General features: G+C 71.1%; 16 protein-coding genes. 10 read left to right on the top strand and 6 right to left on the bottom strand.

The window, feature by feature from the left end; translation table 11 throughout:
- Positions 1-399: 399 nt before the first annotated feature.
- The 3 genes from ABZ876_RS34445 to ABZ876_RS34435 all read right to left on the bottom strand — a co-directional run bounded on the left by ABZ876_RS34445 (position 400) and on the right by ABZ876_RS34435 (position 4,617).
- Positions 400-2,547 (bottom strand): EAL domain-containing protein, encoded by a 2,148-nt coding sequence (locus ABZ876_RS34445; RefSeq protein ID WP_361789190.1) that lies wholly within the window; start codon positions 2,545-2,547, stop codon positions 400-402.
- A complete protein-coding gene (locus ABZ876_RS34440; RefSeq protein WP_361789188.1) occupies positions 2,544-3,356 on the bottom strand; it encodes an SAM-dependent methyltransferase in 813 nt (270 codons plus the stop codon). The genes ABZ876_RS34445 and ABZ876_RS34440 overlap by 4 nt, the downstream gene beginning before the upstream one ends.
- Positions 3,357-3,669: 313 nt before the next feature.
- Positions 3,670-4,617 (bottom strand): SCO0930 family lipoprotein, encoded by a 948-nt coding sequence (locus ABZ876_RS34435; protein WP_361789186.1) that lies wholly within the window; start codon positions 4,615-4,617, stop codon positions 3,670-3,672.
- Positions 4,618-4,908: 291 nt separating this feature from the next.
- On the opposite strand from ABZ876_RS34435, the gene ABZ876_RS34430 reads away from it, so the two are divergent.
- The 4 genes from ABZ876_RS34430 (at position 4,909) to ABZ876_RS34415 (ending at position 7,931) form a co-directional block, all read left to right on the top strand.
- A complete protein-coding gene (locus tag ABZ876_RS34430; protein ID WP_361789184.1) occupies positions 4,909-5,469 on the top strand; it encodes a hypothetical protein in 561 nt (186 codons plus the stop codon).
- Positions 5,470-5,485: 16 nt separating this feature from the next.
- On the top strand, positions 5,486-6,250 hold the full coding sequence (locus ABZ876_RS34425; protein ID WP_361789182.1) for a DUF4239 domain-containing protein: 765 nt from the start codon (positions 5,486-5,488) through the stop codon (positions 6,248-6,250).
- 243 nt (positions 6,251-6,493) lie between these two features.
- A complete protein-coding gene (locus ABZ876_RS34420) occupies positions 6,494-7,213 on the top strand; it encodes a hypothetical protein (RefSeq protein WP_361789180.1) in 720 nt (239 codons plus the stop codon).
- A 61-nt stretch (positions 7,214-7,274) separates the two neighbouring features.
- A complete protein-coding gene (locus ABZ876_RS34415; protein WP_361789178.1) occupies positions 7,275-7,931 on the top strand; it encodes a class F sortase in 657 nt (218 codons plus the stop codon).
- 23 nt (positions 7,932-7,954) lie between these two features.
- On the opposite strand, the gene ABZ876_RS34410 is transcribed toward ABZ876_RS34415, so the two are convergent.
- The gene (locus ABZ876_RS34410) at positions 7,955-8,800 is read right to left on the bottom strand and encodes a polysaccharide deacetylase family protein (RefSeq protein WP_361789176.1); all 846 of its coding nucleotides are present in this window, start codon (positions 8,798-8,800) and stop codon (positions 7,955-7,957) included.
- Positions 8,801-8,993: 193 nt separating this feature from the next.
- Between ABZ876_RS34410 and ABZ876_RS34405 the strand changes: the two genes are divergently transcribed.
- The 5 genes from ABZ876_RS34405 (at position 8,994) to ABZ876_RS34385 (ending at position 13,129) form a co-directional block, all read left to right on the top strand.
- Positions 8,994-9,455 carry a universal stress protein gene (locus tag ABZ876_RS34405; protein ID WP_361789174.1) on the top strand — a complete coding sequence of 154 codons (462 nt, stop codon included), beginning with the start codon at positions 8,994-8,996 and terminating at the stop codon, positions 9,453-9,455.
- Positions 9,456-9,618: 163 nt separating this feature from the next.
- A complete protein-coding gene (locus ABZ876_RS34400; protein ID WP_361789172.1) occupies positions 9,619-11,043 on the top strand; it encodes an amino acid permease in 1,425 nt (474 codons plus the stop codon).
- Between the two features lie 97 nt (positions 11,044-11,140).
- Positions 11,141-11,686 carry a sigma-70 family RNA polymerase sigma factor gene (locus ABZ876_RS34395; RefSeq protein WP_361789170.1) on the top strand — a complete coding sequence of 182 codons (546 nt, stop codon included), beginning with the start codon at positions 11,141-11,143 and terminating at the stop codon, positions 11,684-11,686.
- Between the two features lie 135 nt (positions 11,687-11,821).
- The gene (locus ABZ876_RS34390; RefSeq protein WP_361789169.1) at positions 11,822-12,334 is read left to right on the top strand and encodes a hypothetical protein; all 513 of its coding nucleotides are present in this window, start codon (positions 11,822-11,824) and stop codon (positions 12,332-12,334) included.
- A gap of 138 nt (positions 12,335-12,472) precedes the next feature.
- Positions 12,473-13,129, top strand: a complete 657-nt coding sequence (locus tag ABZ876_RS34385; protein ID WP_361789167.1) for a zf-HC2 domain-containing protein — start codon at positions 12,473-12,475, stop codon at positions 13,127-13,129.
- Between the two features lie 11 nt (positions 13,130-13,140).
- On the opposite strand, the gene ABZ876_RS34380 is transcribed toward ABZ876_RS34385, so the two are convergent.
- Both ABZ876_RS34380 and ABZ876_RS34375 read right to left on the bottom strand, forming a co-directional pair.
- Positions 13,141-14,001, bottom strand: a complete 861-nt coding sequence (locus ABZ876_RS34380) for a DNA-formamidopyrimidine glycosylase family protein (RefSeq protein ID WP_361789165.1) — start codon at positions 13,999-14,001, stop codon at positions 13,141-13,143.
- Between the two features lie 47 nt (positions 14,002-14,048).
- Positions 14,049-16,124: a SpoIIE family protein phosphatase gene (locus tag ABZ876_RS34375; protein ID WP_361789163.1), complete on the bottom strand. Its 2,076-nt coding sequence runs from the start codon at positions 16,122-16,124 to the stop codon at positions 14,049-14,051.
- A gap of 148 nt (positions 16,125-16,272) precedes the next feature.
- On the opposite strand from ABZ876_RS34375, the gene ABZ876_RS34370 reads away from it, so the two are divergent.
- A complete protein-coding gene (locus ABZ876_RS34370) occupies positions 16,273-17,694 on the top strand; it encodes a lipase maturation factor family protein (protein ID WP_361789161.1) in 1,422 nt (473 codons plus the stop codon).
- The last annotated feature ends 25 nt before the right edge of the window (positions 17,695-17,719 follow it).

Here is a 17,719-nt window from a genome sequence, read left to right as displayed (position 1 = left end):
GCTCGGCCAAAACCTGCGTCGAGCAGCAGCCGGGCCGCCGTCGCGGCGATGCCGCCGGTGGCGCAGGTGCCCAGGGCCCGGTCAACGGGCAGCGCCGTCAAGAACGCTCCGTCACTCCGGATGCCGAGCGGCCCGCTTACGTCCCGGTGACGGTCCGGCTGTACGGACGGGGAACAACTGCGGCTGCGGCGGCGGGGGGACGCCGACGCCGCGCTGGTCCACGAGCCGTTCCCACCGCACCGGCCTCGACAGCGAGACGCCGGCCGCCGGGGACGCCGTCCTCCTCGCCGCACCCGGGTGTCGTACCGCCCGCCCCGGACGCACCACCCGCGCGCCGCCCCCCGTGGCCGAGCCCGTACGGCTCGTACCGTCGGCACAGTCGGCTGCGGCCGTGAAGGCTTAGCCCCTCGCGTCCACCAGTGCGAGTTCGTGCAGCCGCTCCGGCGGGCCCGGGCGGGCGTAGTACCAGCCCTGGGCCGTGTCGCAGCCCAGGATCCGCAGCTGCTCGGCCTGGGCTCCGGTTTCCACTCCCTCGACCGTGACCGCGAGATCCAGGCTGTGGGCGAGGGAGACGATACCCTCGACGATCTTGAGATCGACGGGGTCCGCGGGGCACTGCTGCATGCTCTGGGTGAAGGAACGGTCCAGCTTCAGGATCCGCACCGGAAGCCGGCGCAGGTTGGCGAGGTTCGAGTAGCCCGTGCCGAAGTCGTCGAGTGCGATGTCCACCCCCATCTCGGCCAGGCACCGCAGAGGTTTGAGCAGGTCGTCGTCGGCTCCGATGAGCGCCGACTCCGTGACCTCCAGGCAGAGCGCGTCCGGTTCCAGACCTGCCTGCTCCAGGATGTCCACGGTGTCGGAGACCAGCCCGGGGTGGGTGAGCTGGCACGGTGACAGATTGACGTTGATCCGCAGCGGGCCCTGCTGGTCGTGCCTCTCCTGCCATGCCCGGGCCTGGCGTACCGCCTCCTGGAGGACCCACCGGCCCAGGGGCACGATCAGCCCGGTCCGCTCGGCGAGCGGGATGAAGTGGTCGGGGCCGAGCACGCCGTGCTGCGGATGCAGCCAGCGCACCAGGGCCTCGGCGCCGTGCACGGTGCCGTCGCCCAGATGCACCAGCGGCTGGTACTCGATGAAGAACTCGCCCCGGTCCAGGGCCATGGGCAGCGCCGTGGTCAGCCCGTGCCGGGTGATGGCGCGGGCATCGGCCTCGGGGTCGGCGAGCTCGAAGCGGTTGCCGCCCGCCGACTTGGCCCGGTACATGGTGATGTCCGCGCTGCGCAGCACCTCCGCCGGGCCGCGCTCCCCCGCCGGTCCCTCGACGACGCCGATGCTGCCGCGCACGGTCAGCTCCCGGCCGTCGACGCTGATCGGGGTGACGAGCGCGTTCATGATCCGTCCGACGAGTTCGTCGACGCCGCGTTCGGTGTCCGGTCCGGTGGTGAGCGCCACGAACTCGTCGCCGCCCAGCCGCGCCACCATCTCACCGGGCGCGGTCGCGCACGTCTGCAACCGGTCGGCGACCTCGACGAGCAGCCGGTCGCCGGCCGCGTGCCCGAGACTGTCGTTGATGATCTTGAAGCCGTCGAGGTCGAGATAACACAGGCCGAAACGCTGTCCCTCACCCGCGGCCAGCGCCTTCTCCAGGCGTTCGAAGAACAGGGTCCGGTTGGGCAGTCCGGTGAGCGCGTCGTGGGTGGCCTCGTAGCGCAGCCTGAGGTTCAGCAGTCGCCGCTCGGTGGTGTCCTCCATGAGCGCGAGCTGGTACTGCGGGTTGCCGTCCGCGTCCCGCAGCAGGGACACCGTCAGGTTGGTCCACAGGACCGTGCCGTCGGGCCGGTAGAAGGCCTTTTCGACGTGGTAGTGGTCGCGCTCGCCGCGGACCAGTTCGTCGTACAGGCGCCAGACCTGCGGTGCGTCGTCGGGATGGGTCCACTCGGAGACGTTGCGCCCGCGCACCAGATGCTCGGAACCACCGAACATGCGCAGCAGCGCGCCGTTGACCTCCAGGACGTTGCCGTCCAGATCGGCGATGCCGATGCCTATGGCCGCGCCCTCGAACACCGCGCGGAAGCGGGCCTCGCTGGAGTGCAGGGCCTGCGCCACCACGCCCTGGGCGGTGAGCGCGGCCCGGGCGATGGCCTCCTGCTCGGCGAGCGTGCGTTCCTTCAGGGCCGCCGCGAACCCGGCGGCGATCGCGTGCTGCAACCGCGAGGAGCGGGTCCGCAGGGCTTCCTGCGTCTTCGCGGAGGCGTCCGGGTCGCCGCAGTAGAGCACCAGGTAGGCGTCGACGCAGTCGAGCGTGCGGCTGAGCGCCTCCGGATCCGTGCAGTGCGACTCCATGAGCGCCGCGCCGATGGCCCTGGCCTCGGCCGCGTCGAACGCCCTGGCCCGCAGCGCGTCGTACAGACGCCGGGCCAGCGGAAGCAGTTGCTCCTCGAACTCGGGCCGGGTCAGCGCCGTGGCGGTCGCCGGGAAGACCGCCCGGCTCCAGATGGTCGCGAACCTGCGCAGTCTGTCCTCCGGTCCGCCCGGTTCCCCGCTCACGCCGCGCGCCCCACGCCGGCGAAACCGGAGAAGGCATAAGGATCCTCGTCCTCGGGTGCCGTGTCGGGTCGCCACGTCGGCATCGGCACCAGTCCGGGTTCCACCATGTCGTACCCCTCGAAGAACCGCGCGATCTGGTCGCGCGAGCGCATGATCAGCGGATTGCGGATGTTCCTGTACACGTCGACCGCGCCCTCGGCGCGCCCCTGCGGCAGGGGGATTCCCTCGTACGAGGCATGCGTGAGGACGAGCAGGCTGCCCGGCGCGAGGGCGTCGCGCAGCTCGGCCACCGCTCCGTACGGGTCGTCCGCGTCCTCCACGAAGTGCAGTATGGCAACGAGAAGGAGGGCGATCGGCCGGTTCTGGTCGAGAAGTCGCTCGACCTGAGGACTCGACAGGATCTCGGAGGGCTTGAGGAGATCGGCCGCGGCGACGTCCGCGTCGTCGTTCCCCTCGAGGACCGCCTGACTGTGTGCGACTGCAACCGGGTCGTGGTCGACGTACACCACACGGGCGCCCGGATGCGCCCGCTGTGCCACTTCGTGGACGTTGCCGAAGGTCGGGATACCGGAGCCGATGTCGAGGAACTGGGTGATGCCCTCCTCGACGGCGAAGCGCACCGCGCGGCGCATGAACGCCCGGTTCGCCTGCATGATCTTGGGGAGGCCCGGCATGAACTCCAGCGCCCTGCGCGCCGCCTGGCGGTCGACCTCGAAGTTGTGCGACCCGCCCAGGTAGAAGTCGTACATGCGGGACACGCTCGGCACGGAGATGTCGATGCTCCGTGGCGCCCAGGCAGGACGCTCCATGTAGTTCTCCAAGGCGTAGGGGACAGGGGAGGCGATCCGGTGTTCGAGCAGAGGCTACTGATCGTCCGCCAACCGAGCGAGTAAAAACGGAAATTGACCATCCGTTCCCGGTCACTGCCGGTGGCACGTGCGGAGCCGGGCCCGCGCGGTGCCATCGCACACGAAAAGGGTCCGCCCCCTCCGTGCGGTGGAGAGGGGGCGGACCTGGTCGTGCGCGCCTGTGTCCCGTTCGTCCGGCTTCTGCGTCTCACTCCCTTCCGGGGTGCGTGGCTGACTGGGGCGAGGCGATCGATCGACCCTGGGGAGGCGATCTCTACTTGGACGCGCCGACCGGCTTTCCGTCGGGCGAGACGGCGTACCACGTGCCGCCCACGCCCTGACCGTTGGTCTCTCCGGGGGCCTTGTCACCGGAGAAGGTGTAGATGGGCCAGCAGTTGACGGTCATCTGCTTGGCGCCGTCGGGGCGGGTGAAGCCCATGAGGCCCTTCTTCTTGACGCCCTTGGTGTCGTCCGCCGAGACCGGCGCGACGACGGGCCACTTCTCCAGGCAGGCACCGGTGCAGTTGGACACCGGCTCGGGCCACGCCTTGTCCTTCATGAAGCGGTAGACCGTCATGCCGTTCTTGTCGACGACGATCGGGCCGAGCTTGGGGTCGTTGCGGACCGACAGGCCCGGCAGGTCGGAGACCGCGGCCTTCTTGCCGGTGGGCGCGGTCGCGAACCAGGCGCCCTTCAGCCCCTCACCGTTGGTGTCACCGGCCTTGGTGTCCTTGGCGTACCGGTACATCGGCCAGCCCGCGATGGTCAGCTGCTTGGTGCCGTCGGAGCGGGTGACCTCGCCGAGCAGGGACTTGTCGATCCCGGAGGCGACGGAAGCGCCGTCGGCGGGAACCGGCGGCCACGTCTTGGCGCAGTCGCCGTCACAGGAGGACTTCGGCGGTTCGGCCGTGTCCTGGTCGAAGCGGTAGAGGGTGAAGCCCGCGCTGTCGGTGACGATCTTACCGAGCTTCGCATTGTCGGTGACGGCCAGCTGGCCTGCGGTTTTCCCGCCGGCCGCGGCGCTCGGGGCGGCCGTGGAGTCGGCGCCGTAGCCGTTTCCGGGGACGGTTGAGGGGGAACCGAGGCCGCCCGCGACGGCGTTGGCCCCGACGTTCTGGCTGCCCGTCGACTGGGTGCCGCTCTCCTGACCGCACGCCGTCGTGAGCGCCAGCACGGCCGCAGCTGTCGCCACGAGGGAGGCGCTCCGCCAGGATGTCTTCATTCTCAACTCCAGCATTCCGCTTGGGTGTTGCAGCGCCTCCTGAGCGCCGCGTATAGCCCTAGGTACGGGCCGGAACACCCGATGTGTTCAATCGGACCGCGAAATTCTTTGCGGAGCCTGTGACGCCTCGGGCCGACTCCCACCCGCTCGGTGCACCTTCGTACATAAGTGCCGAACCCGTTCCGATACGGGCGTCGTTGAGGAAACCTCCCGAAGGCCGAAGTCCCCTCTTCGGGCCAATTCGCCCCCGCCCGGGCGTGCGCGGGGGCGGACCGGCCCATGATCTCGGTCGTGCATCGACCCGAACCGACCCGGTCCGCCCTCGTCAGGGGGGCATTGGCCGTGGTGACGGTGGCATGGACCCTCGTGGGCGCCGTCGCCCATCCCGCGTCGGCCGACGCGTGCGCCTACGCCTCCACGGGCCCGGACGGCACGGCGGCGGTGGCGGTCGCGGGCGGCGAGCTCCCCCCGCCACCGTGCCTGCCTCCGAGCCCCACCCCGACTCCGAGCCCCACTCCGGCACCGAGCCCCACGCCCACACCCGAGCCCCCACCGCCTCCCCCGCCGCCGCCCAGGCCCACCCCGCCGCCCCGGCCCGTGCCGCCGCCACCGCACACGCAGGCGCCGCGCCCGCGCCCGGCACCGGTCCTCGCTCCCCCACCCACCCCCGAGCCGGCCCCGACGCCCTCGCACCGGCCGAGTCCGCGGCCCCGGGCGACCCCGCTGCACTACCCGGCGTACCACGCGGTGTCCCACCCGCGGCCGCCGCACGACAGCCCGTCGCCGCTCATGTTCACCCTGCTCATCGTCGCGCCCGCGGTGTTCGCCATCGCCGCGCTGCGTCCGCGCTGACCCCTGGAGGGACCTCTTGTCGGAATGGCTTGTTCTCACCCTCGCGATGGCGGCCGCTTGTGCCGTCGTGATCGTGGTGACCCTGGTTCGGCAGCGCACGGCCGCCGCGGACGAGGACCCGTCCGAGACACCCGATGTCATCGAGTACATGACGATGTGGATCGGCGTGGTGTACGCCATCGTGCTGGGTCTGGCCATCGCGGGCGTCTGGGAGGCCCGCAGCGCCGCCCAGGACCATGTGCAGGCCGAGGCCCAGGCGCTGCACGAGATCTCGGAGCGCGTCCGCGTCTACCCGCCCGAGGTCCGCGACCGTATCCGCGCGGACGTCAACGCGTATGTCGGCCAGGTCGTCGGCGCCGAGTGGAAGGCCATGGCCGACCACGGCAAGGTGACAGCGCGCGGCGCCGGACTCCTCCAGCGGATCCGTCAGGACGTCACCGACTACGCGCCCCGCACGGACTTCGAGGCGCAGGCGTACCAGCCGCTCCTCGACCAGGTGGCCGCCGCCGACACGGCGCGGGCCGCCCGTGCCGACTCCACCGGCTCCACCATGCCGCCGGTGGTGTGGTTCGGGCTGGTCGCCGGTGCGGTGGTCACCATCGGGATGGTGTTCGCGCTGCAGATCCGGCGGACACCGCGCGAACTGGTCCTCGCCGGGCTCTTCTCCGCGCTGATCGCCTTCCTGCTCTTCCTGATCTGGGACTTCGACGCACCCTACAGCCGGGGCATCACCGCCTCCTCCGAACCGTTCCTGGCCCTGTTCCCGCGCATGCACGGGTGAGAAGCGGGGGACGTACCGGCCGGCGGGGACGGGACCGCGCGCACCCGTCCCCGGCGGCCCGGCCCTCGTCTCCCTTGCGTGGAGCCGCCATTGCCCCTTTCGTGGCTCAGGTCTGTGCGCCATTCGCACGACTCCAATCGCGCCCCGGCACCACCTTTCCTAGCGTTTCGATCACCGGGGTGCGTTTCTGGCGCAAGCGGAAAAGGTCCGCAGCACGGCTCCTCGGGGACCTGGAGGGTCACCATGCGCGCGATACGCGTCGCTTCGGTCGCACTGCTGGGCGTCACCGCCCTTGGCTGCGCCGGGCCGGGAACCGTCAGCCGGGGCGAAGGGAACTTGCCGTCGTTCGGCTACGACCTGCAGCCGACGAAGATCGGCCCCGGCGAACGGGTCAACCTGCCCGTGAAGGGGTGCAACGACAACGCCACCGTCCACTCCGACGCCTTCGACACGGTCACCATCCCCAAGGGCCGGTCCTATGCCACGGCCGTCGTCAACCGCAACGCCCGGCCCGGGGCCAACTACGACGTCACATTCCAGTGCGGCCGCCAGTCCGGCCACAAGCAGCTCGCCATCGCGGCCGCGAACGCGAACTACCGCAGTGACACCGGCGGCGGGGGCGGTGGCGGCTACGGCGGGGTGGGTAGTGGCGGCTACGGCGGGGTCGGCGGTGGTGGATACGGCGGAGGTGGCTACGGCGGGGTCGGGGGCGGCGGATACGGCGGGGGCGGCTATGGCGGGGTCGGGGGCGGCGGATACGGCGGGGGCGGCGGATACGGCGGGGGCGGTTACGGCGGGGGCGGGGGCGGCGGCTACGGCCAGCACGGGGTGCGGGCGGGGGTCGGCGGCAGCATCGGCGCCCTCGACCTGAAGGAGATCGGGATCGGCGCGGCGCTCATCACGGGCTCGCTCGGCATCACCTGGTACCTGTCCCGCCGCCGCACCGCCCTGAGCCAGTCCTGACCCGCCGCGGGGGCCCCGCCGCGGGGGCCTCCTCACACCGGAACCCGAGAAGTGAGGGAGCATGCCCGGGTCAGAGCCGGCCCAACAGCGGCGCACGAAGCGCGCCCCGTGGGGGATGATCGCGCTCGTCCTGCTGACAGGCCTCGCCTTCGTCCGGCACGGTTCGGGAGAGTTCGCGACGGGCCCGCCCCAGCCGGCTTCGGCGGCGGCCCCCGACTCCCCCGGCGCCCTGAGCGCCGGTTACACCGGGCCCGACGCCCTTCGCTACTCCGGGGCCGTCCGCGTCGGCATCCCGGCGCTTCGGATCGACGCCCGCGTGATCCCGGTCGCACTGGACACGTCCGGCTGGGTGGACGCACCGCCGCCCGACGACCCGAACCTCGCGGGCTGGTTCACCGGCGCGCCCTCGCCCGGTGAGAAGGGCACGGCCGTGCTTGTAGGCCATGTGGACAACAGCCAGGGACCGGCCGTGTTCTACGGACTGGGCAGGCTGAGGAAGGGCGACCAGGTGGAGGTCCGGCGCGAGGACGGCAGGACGGCCGTGTTCAAGGTGTACGGCGTCGAGGTCTTCAGCAAGGCGAACTTCCCCGGGGCCCGCGTCTACGGCAGCAAGGGAGTTCCGGAACTGCGCGTCATCACCTGCGGCGGAGCCTTCTCCGAGCAGAACGGCTACGCGGGGAACGTGGTGGTGTTCGCCCGGCTCGCCGCGGTGCGCTGAGGGCCCCACCCGTGGACGGGCGCTCAGGTGGACCGGCGCCTGGGCACCGTGAGGTGGTAGCCGGAGTCCCGCAGGTACGGCAGATACTCGCGCAGCGCCTGCACGCTCTGCGAGCGGTCTCCGCCGGCGTCGTGCGAGAGGACGATGACGCCCGGGGCGGCATTGCCCTCCACCCGACGGACGATGGTGGGAGTGCCGGGGGTCGCCCAGTCGAAGGAGTCCACCGTCCAGGCGAACGGCTCCATGCCGAGTTCGGCGCCGAGCTGGAAGGCGGCCCGGTTCCAGGCCCCGTACGGAGCGCGGAACCACAGGGGGGGCTCGCCGTAGGCGTCCGCGATGACCTCACAGGTGCGTTCCATCTCGTAGCGGATCCTCGACCGGGGCAGCCGGGTCAGCAGAGGGTGCGTCCAGGTGTGGTTGCCGACGACGTGACCGTCGTCGGCCATCTCGCGCAGCAGGTCCTTGTGGTCGACGGCCATCTCCCCGCAGACGAAGAACACCGCACGCACGTCGTACTCCCGCAGCGTGCGCAGGATGGCGGGCGTGTAGCGGGGATCGGGACCGTCGTCGAAGGTCAGCACCATGCTGGTGCCACGGCCCGACAGGCGCAGGATCGGCCTTCCGCGGACGGCGGTGCGCGCCGGCCCGCCGCGCGGCGGGCTGTAGCCGGTCATGGGCCGCAGACGGAAGGCGGACGGCTTCGGGGGCACGCCCGCCTGTGGGCCCGCGGCCGCGGCGACACTCCGCACCGGGCGTGCCGGGGGGTCCGCGGTGAGCAGCCGGGCCGTACCGGTCGCCCCGGCCGCGCCCAGAACGGTGGCACCGGCGAGCAGCGCCCGGCGCCGGGTGAGCATCTGATCCTTGTGCATGACTCATGAGTCACGTGAGGGGATGGCGCCGGGACCGCGCAACACCGGTGAGGAGACGAGAAGCACTCGATGGGATCAGCATATTTACCCATATCCCGGATTTCCGGGCTGCTCCCCGGCCGGTCGCCGTCGTTGCGCATTCCTCCGCTGCCCGCCCGGTTGCGGACCTGCGGATTCCGATAGCCTCGGTACCGTGACGGAACAGCACTCGCATCAGTTCGAGCGGGGCACCGACGGGCCCAAGGTCATCGTCGTCGGCGTGGACGGCACCGACTCCTCACTCCGTGCGGCGGCGTACGCCGGAGGCCTGGCACGGCGGCAGCACGCGCTGCTCGCGGTCGTGTACGTGCAGCCCGTGATGGCTGCGGGGGCCGCGCTCGGGGTGCCGGTGGCCGAGACGACGGACGAGATCGCGGAGGATCTGGTCACCTACATCCGTGAGGCCACCGAGCGCGTCAAGGGCATATTCGAGGTGCGCTGGGAGTTCCACACCTTCCGGGGCGATCCCTACAACGGCCTGGTGAATGCGGCCGACGAACTCAAGGCGGACGCGGTCGTGGTCGGCGCGTCCGAGCAGGCCGGCCACCGGATCATCGGCTCGGTGGCGGTCCGGCTGGTGAAGGCGGGGCGCTGGCCGGTCACCGTCGTGCCGTAGCAGGACCGCCCCCGGTCGCGCACCCATCGCCGCCCAGGGCCGACGACGGCTGCGCGGCCCTCGGCCCGTGCGGCGCCATGCGCGTGCGGTCTTCCGTCCCCGCCGTCCCTGCGCCATCATGATCCGCCGTCAGCCGGTTGCCGCTCGCGAAGAGGTGAGGCTCATGGCCAGGCTCCGCATGGGTGAGGGGATTCTCCGCCGCAAACCCATCGAGCACATCGGAGAGACGGAAGTCGGCGAGGGCGCCCGGCTGGAGCGTTCGCTCGGCCTGTGGCAGCTCACCGCGATCGGCGTCGGCGGGATCATCGGCGCCGGCATCTTCACCCTCGCCGGGACCGTCGCCAACGGCACGGCCGGGCCCGCGGTCCTCGTGTCGTTCCTGATCGCGGGCGTGGCGAGCGCGGCCGCCGCGCTGTCGTACGCCGAGTTCGCCGGGCTCATCCCGAAGGCCGGCTCGGCCTACACCTACGGCTACGCGGTGCTCGGCGAGTACGCCGGCTGGTTCATCGGCTGGGACCTGCTGTTGGAGTACACGGCGATCGTGGCCGTGGTGGCCATCGGCATCTCCGGCTACTTCGGCTTCCTGGTCGGCGAGACGGGCGTCCATCTGCCGGCGTGGATGCTGGGCGCCCCCGGCACGGGGGCCGGCCATCGGGTCGACCTGTTTGCGGTCGTCCTGTGCCTGCTGATCGCGTACCTCCTGAACCTCGGCATCCGCAACGCGGCCCGTTTCGAGACGTTCGTGGTGGCCCTGAAGATCCTCGTCGTCCTGCTGGTGATCGGCGTCGGCGTGTTCCACATCGACACCGGCCATTACCGTCCCTTCTTCCCGTACGGCGTCGGCGGCGCGTTCACCGGCGCGGCCACCGTCTTCTTCGCGGTGTTCGGCTACGACGCCATGTCGACCGCGGCGGAGGAGTCGAAGGACGCACAGCGCCACATGCCGAGGGCGATCCTCTACTCGCTGGCGATCTCCATGGTCCTGTACGTGGCGGCCTGCCTGGTCCTCACGGGCATGCAGAACTACAAGGACATCGACAAGGAGAGCGGCTTCTCCAGCGCGTTCAAGGCGGTCGGCCTGAGCGGGCTCGCCGACGTGATCGCGGCCGGCGCCATCATCGGCATCCTCACCGTGATGTTCACGTTCATGCTCGGGGTCACCCGGGTGTGGTTCGCGATGTCCCGGGACGGGCTGCTGCCGCAGTGGTTCGCGAGGACGCATCCCACCCGCCATGTCCCGACCCGCGTCACCTGGATCGTCGGGGCGGCGTCGGCCGCCATCGCCGGCTTTCTGCCGATCGGCGAGGCGGCCGAACTCACCAACATCGGGATCCTGTTGGCGTTCGTGGTGGTGTGCACGGCGGTGATCGTGCTGCGGCACCGGCGGCCGGACCTGCCGCGCTCCTTCCGCACGCCGTGGATGCCGTTCGTACCGGCCCTCGGGGTGGTCTTCTCGATCTGGCTGATCACCTTCCTCGAGTGGCAGACCTGGGTGCGGTTCGCGGTGTGGTTCGCGATCGGCCAGATCGTCTACTTCGGCTACTCGTACAAGCGCTCGGCGCTGGCCCGGTCGGGCGAGGCCTCCTGACCGCTCGCCGTGCCGTTCACCGACGAACAGCGACCGTCCACCGCACGGTCCGGCGCGCGCCCTGTCCCGGTGGTGCGGACCGCGTTGGCATACGCCCATGACGGCCGGAACCACCACCTCTCCCGGGACGAGCGCCGAGCACGAGTTGGCCGCGCTGCAGCGCGAGCACGGCCGGCCTCTCTTCGCCCTGCTGCTCAGGCTGTGCGACGGCGACCGGCAGCGCGCCGAGGATCTGCTCCAGGAGACGCTCGTACGCGCCTGGCAACACCCCGAAGCGCTCCGCGCGCAGGAATTCGACTCCGTGCGCCCCTGGCTGCTCACCGTCGGCAGGCGGCTCGCCATCGACGCGCGCCGGGCCCGCCAGGCGCGTCCCGCCGAGGTCGGGGACGGCGTCCCGGAGAGCGCACGTGTGGTCGCCGACCACGCGGAGCGGTCCGTCGCGATGCTCGATGTGCGGGAGGCTGTGAAGACACTCACTCCCGAGCACAGGGAAGTCCTGGTGCAGGTGTACTTCCGCGGGGCGAGTGTGGCGGAGGCCGCCCAGGCCCTGGGAATTCCGCCCGGTACGGTGAAGTCCCGCGCGTACTACGCGCTGCGCGCCCTGCGCCGGGTTCTTCCCGGATACGCGGCCGACCTGCGGTGAAACCGAGGGCCGGGTCAAACCTCCGTAAAGCGCCTTGCTGCGGACCATGGTTGAGCAATCAGCTTGCCTCATCCGTGTTCCGCAGCGGGGCCCGGAACCGGGCGACGCGCACGTACCGGAGGAAGGCAGGAAGGGATGCTGCACAGAGGCCAAGAGAGCAGGGACGGCACCGGCGACGGTGATCTGGCCGTCCCCATGGCGTGGCTGTACGCCGAGTACATCGCGGACGAACTGCTGCGGACCGGCGACCTCATGCCGCCCACGTCCTTCGAGTTCCGTGCCGGGCGCGACGCCCTGGCACTGACCATTTTCCTGTCCGACACCGGCGGCGAACTGCCCGGGATCCGTGTCGTCTCCCAGCTGGAGACCTGGCTTTCGCTGACGGCGTACGACCAGCCGTGGGAGGACTGGGTGCGCGAGCGGATGGCCCAGGTGACCGCCGAGGCGGCCCGGTCGCGCGGCCCGGCACCGGACCTGGAGCTGGCCTCGGCGGCCTGGCGCTGGCTGGAGGAGACCGAGCTGCTCGCCCCGGACCTGGACGCGGTGCCCGGCGGCTCGGTGACGGGGGAGGACGACGGCCCCCAGGTCTGGACGCCCGCCTGGCAGCTCGGACTCCCCCTGGGACATCTCGCCATCCATCTTTTTTGAGGACGGACCAATCCGCCGGGCCGACGGCTCCGAATGTCTTGGCCGCGATTCGGTAACGGCCTTGAGTGATTCGGCCGCCTGGTCCGTACCCGTGGGCAACAGCAGCATCACACCCCGCTCACGGCATGAGGATTTGGTATGAGGTCCCTGGAACGCCATCGCGACGTCGGCGCCTACGCGCTCGGCGTGCTCGACGAGGCGGAAGCCTTCCGCTTCGAGGAGCACCTCATGGAGTGTTCGAGTTGCACGGCCCATGTGAGCGAATTCCGGCCCGCAGCACGGCAGTTGATGCTGTACCGGAGGGCGACCCCGCGGTCGGTGCACCCCTTCGCCTCCCCCGGGCCGCGGCTGCTGGAGCGGCTGCTCGACGAGGTGACGACCAAGCACCGCAGCACGCGCAGGCGCCGGCTGTACGCGGTCGCGGCGGCCGTGGCGTTCGCGGTCGGCGGATCGACGGTGGCGGTCGTCTCCGGACACGAGTCCTCGCCCACCGCCGCCGCGATGGACGCGACCGACCCGGAGACGGGCGTCTGGGCGCAGGTCACCGCGCAGGACCGGGTCTGGGGCAGCGAGGTCGACGTGACGGTCAAGGACAAGTCCGGTCCGCACTCCTGCCGGCTGGTCGTGGTCGGCAAGGACGGCTCGGAGCAGACCGTGACGAGCTGGATGGTGCCCGCGGACGACGGCGAGGCGACCACGGTGCAGGGCGGAACCGCCCTCGCCTCGCAGCAGATCGACCGCTACGAGGTACGGACCGAGGACGGCCACCGTCTGGTCACCCTGAAGCCCCGCTGACCGGCCGGCGGCTACTTCAGCAGCCGTGACATCCTGCGGTCCGCGAGCGGCTTGCCACCGGTCTGGCACGTCGGGCAGTACTGGAGCGAAGAGTCGCTGAAGGACACCTCGCGGATGGTGTCGCCGCACACCGGGCAGGGCTCCCCCGTGCGGCCGTGGACCCTGAGGCCGCTCTTCTTCTCCGCCTTCAGGCGCCCGGCGGCCAGACCCCGTGAGCGCTCGACCGCCTCAGCGAGCGTCGTGCGCAGCGCCTCGTACAGGCACCGCACATCCTCCGGCGACAGCGACGACGCCAGTTTGAACGGGGACATCCTCGCCGCGTGCAGGATCTCGTCGCTGTAGGCATTGCCGACGCCCGCGATCACACTCTGGTCGCGCAGCACACCCTTGATCTGACGGCGTTCGCCCGCGAGGAGCTTCGCGAGGCGCTGTTCCTCGAAGTCGTCGGCCAGCGGATCCGGACCCAGCCGGGCCACTCCTGGGATCTCCTGCGGATCCCGCACGACGTACACCGCGAGCCGCTTCTGGGTGCCGGCCTCCGTCAGGTCGAAGCCCTCGCCCGTCTCCAGTGCGACCCGCAGGGCGAGCGGGCCCTTGCCGGGGCGGGGCGGGCCGTCGGGCAGGCGGTCCCGCCACTGGAGCCAGCCGGCGCGGGCCAGATGCGTGACGAAGTGCACTCCGCCGGCCTGGAGGTCCAGGAACTTGCCGTACCGGCGCACGGCCGTGATCGCGCGGCCCTCCAGGGCGGAGACCGGCGGGTCGTAGGTCTTCAGAACACTGATCGCGACGGGCAGCACACTGACGACCTCGTGGCCGACGACATGGTCGGTGAGGAAGTCCTTGAGGGCTTCGACCTCGGGCAGTTCCGGCATGTGTCCAGGGTGCCACCGGCCACCGCGCTCGCGACCCGTGGCGCGGCTCAGCGGCGGGGCGCGACCCTGAACTCGGCCCAGACGACCTTGCCGACGCCGCGTGACTCCACGCCCCACTGGTCCGAGAGCCGGTCGACGAGCAGCAGGCCCCGGCCCGAGACACCCAGGACACCCGCGTCACGACGGCGGGGCAAGGCGCTTGAGGAGTCCTCGACCTCCACCCGGAATCTGCGGTCGTGTCCGGTGATGACCCGCAGGGTGACTATCGCCGGGCCCTCGGTGTGCATGAGGACGTTGGTGATCAGTTCGTCGGCGACCAGTTCGATCTCGTCGGACCGCTCACCGGCGCCCCAGGAGCGGACGGCGGAGCGGATCATACGGCGGGCCTCGACGAGGGCCTCCGGGTCGCCCGGAGCGACAGCCTGCTGAAGCCGGCCTCCGGAGCGCTGGGCCAGGCCCCCGCGCCGCAGCAGCAACAGGGCCACGTCGTCGTCTCCGCCCCGTTCCGCGGCCACCGCGATGAGCCGGTCGGCGAGGTCCTGCACATCGTCCGGGCCGCCACAGACCAGCTTCTGCAGGGCCTGCACACCCTCGGAGAGGTCGGCCCCCGGCCGTTCGACCAGTCCGTCGGTGCACAGCAGCAGGGTCTGGCCGGGTTCCAGCTCGATGGTGGTGACCGGGTAGGTGAGCCGGCCGAACTCGGCGGACAGGCCGAGGGGCAGTCCGCCCTCGACGGGCAGCGGCCGGCAGGAGCCCCCACGGGCAGACCGCAGCATCGGGTCGATATGGCCGGCCCGGACCAGCTGCACCACCCCGGTGGACAGGTCCGCCTCGGCGTAGAGGCAGGTCGCGAAGCGATCGGGGTCGAGTTCCTTGAGGAACACCGAGGCGCGCGCCATCACGGTGGCGGGGTTGTGGCCCTCGGCTGCGTACGCCCGCAGCACGATCCGCAGCTGGCCCATGACGGCGGCCGCGTGCGTGTCGTGGCCCTGGACGTCGCCGATGACCGCGCCCACCCGGCCGCCGGGCAGCGGAATCAGGTCGTACCAGTCCCCGCCGATGTCCCGGCCGAGCGACGGCGAGCGGTAACGGACGGCGATGTCGGCCCCGGGCACGCTCGGGATGGAGCGCGGCAGCATCGCCTGCTGCAGGCCCTGGGCGAGGTCCATCTCCTGGTCGTAGAACATGGCGCGCTGGAGGCTCTGCGCGATGCAGCTGCCCAGCGCGAGGAGGACGTTGCGTTCCTCCGGGGTGAAGCCGCGGTGGTCGTCGTAGAGCAGGCCCATCGCGCCGATGGTGCGGGCCTGCACGATCAGCGGCAGATAGGCGGCCGAGGTGATGTGCAGGTCCGTGAGGTGCGGCCACAGGATCGGGTAGTGCTCGGCGAACTCCTCCGGGGACTCGATGAACCGGGGGCTGAGGGTGCGGACCACCTCGCTCATCGGATACGGCTCGTCGATACGGGTGACCTTGGTGCCCGGTACGGAGGCGCTCGCGGGCCCTTCGGCGACCAGCCGGATGCGCCCGGCCTCCACGAGGCCGACCACCAGGCTGGCGGCGCCCAGGCGGGTGAGTCCGTGGCTGTCCTTGAGGACGTCGATGACGTCCCGGACGGTGCGGGCGTGTGCGAGCGCCGCGGTGGTGGCCTGGACCACGTTCGTCTGCTGGCGTACGGCCTCGTCCTGAAAGGCCTGGTCGGCGCGTGCCCGGCTGTCGCGGAGCTCCTGGGTGGCGTCACGGACGATGCCGATGATGCGGCGCGGCCGGCCCGTCCCGTCGCGCCGGATATAGCCCTGGGTGTGGGTCCAGCGCAGGGTGCCGTCGTGGCGGCGGACGCGGAAGTAGGCGCCGTAGTTCTCGCTGCCGTCCTTGATGGCCCGGGCGATCAGGGCGTCGAGACGCCGGCCCTCGTGCGGCGGGACCCGGCAGGTCAGGGTTTCGATACGGCCGTCGAACTCCTCGGAGCGCAGGTCGAAGATCTCGTGAGCCTGGGCGTCCATGTGGAAGAGTCCGGACTCGAGGTCCCAGTCGAAGCTGCCCATGCGATTGAGCGCCAGGACCGGATCCGGGTGGGACGGCCAGTTCTCCGGGAGCGCCAGGGCGCTCGCTCCCCGCTCAGCCATGGGGCCACCATGCCAGGGATTCCGCGAATCTTCGAGTTCTGCCCGCGGGGCAGGTGACATACGTGGTGGGCGGCCTGCGCACCGCGATGGCCGGACCGGCCCGGGAAGGGGTACCAGGGCCACACTGGAGGGAGAGGAGCGGTCACCCGTGAACTGGTTCGTCGCACCGGAGTACTGGCTGAGCCGGCTGGTCTTCCAGCGGGCCCTGGCGGTGGTGTACCTCTTCGCCTTCCTGACGGCGGCCTTGCAGTTCCGTGCGCTGATCGGGGAGCGCGGAATGCTGCCGGTGCCGCGTTTCGTCGCCCGGGCACCCTTCCGGCAGGCGCCGAGCGTCTTCCACCTCCACTACTCGGACCGCTTCTTCGCCGCCTGGTCCTGGGCGGGGTGCGCGGTGTCGGCGGCGCTGATCGCCGGGCTCGACTCCCGGGTGCCGCTCTGGGCCGCGATGGTGCTCTGGCTGATCCCCTGGGCGCTGTATCTGTCGATCGTCAACGTCGGCCAGACCTGGTACTCGTTCGGCTGGGAGTCACTGCTGCTGGAAGTCGGCTTCCTGGCGGTCTTCCTGGGCAACGACGAGGTCGCCCCGCCGGTCGTGGTGCTGTTCCTGCTGCGCTGGATCCTGTTCCGCTTGGAGTTCGGCGCCGGGCTCATCAAGATCCGCGGGGACGCCTGCTGGCGGCAGCTGACCTGTCTGGACTACCACCACGAGACCCAGCCCATGCCGGGCCCGCTGAGCTGGTTCTTCCATCATCTGCCGAAGCCTGTGCACCGGGCGGAGGTGGCGGCCAACCATGTCACCCAGCTGATCGTCCCGGTGCTGTTGTTCACCCCGCAGCCGATCGCCACGGCCGCCGCGTCCCTGATGATCCTGACCCAGCTGTGGCTGGTGCTGTCCGGCAACTTCTCCTGGCTGAACTGGATCACGATCGTGCTGGCCCTGTCGGCGGTCGAGTTCCCCACCACCGCCGCGAAGGGGCCCGGACCGCCACTGTGGTACGAGGTCCTGGTGCTGGTCGTCGGTGCGGGCCTGGTCTGCCTCAGCTACCACCCCGTGCGCAACATGGTCTCCCGCGGCCAGGTCATGAACCGCTCCTTCGACCCGCTGCATCTCGTCAACACCTACGGCGCCTTCGGCAGCGTGAGCCGGACGCGCTACGAGGTGGTGGTCGAGGGCACGGCGGACGACGTGCCGCGCGAGGACTCGGACTGGCGGGAGTACGAGTTCAAGGGAAAGCCGGGCGATCCACGGCGCTGGCCGCGCCAGTACGCCCCCTACCATCTGCGACTCGACTGGCTGATGTGGTTCGCGGCGCTCTCCCCCGCGTACGCGGGGTCGTGGTTCGGCGGCCTGGTCGAACGCCTGCTCGAAAACGACCGGGACACGCTGCGGCTGCTGCGCCGCTCCCCGTTCCCGGACACGCCACCCCGATTCGTAAGGGCCAGTCTGTACCACTACCGGTTCACCACCTGGCGCGAACTGCGGGAGACGGGGGCGTGCTGGCACCGGAGCTACGTCCGGGAGTTCATGCCGCCGACACGGCTGGCCGCCCCCATGGCGCAGCGGCGGTAGACGCGCCGGCCGGTGCCCTCGAGGA

This window comes from Streptomyces sp. NPDC046931 (assembly GCF_040644655.1).
Taxonomy (GTDB): domain Bacteria; phylum Actinomycetota; class Actinomycetes; order Streptomycetales; family Streptomycetaceae; genus Streptomyces.
The sequence above is the reverse complement of the archived record's forward strand: the minus strand, read 5'-3'. Positions and strand labels throughout refer to the sequence as shown.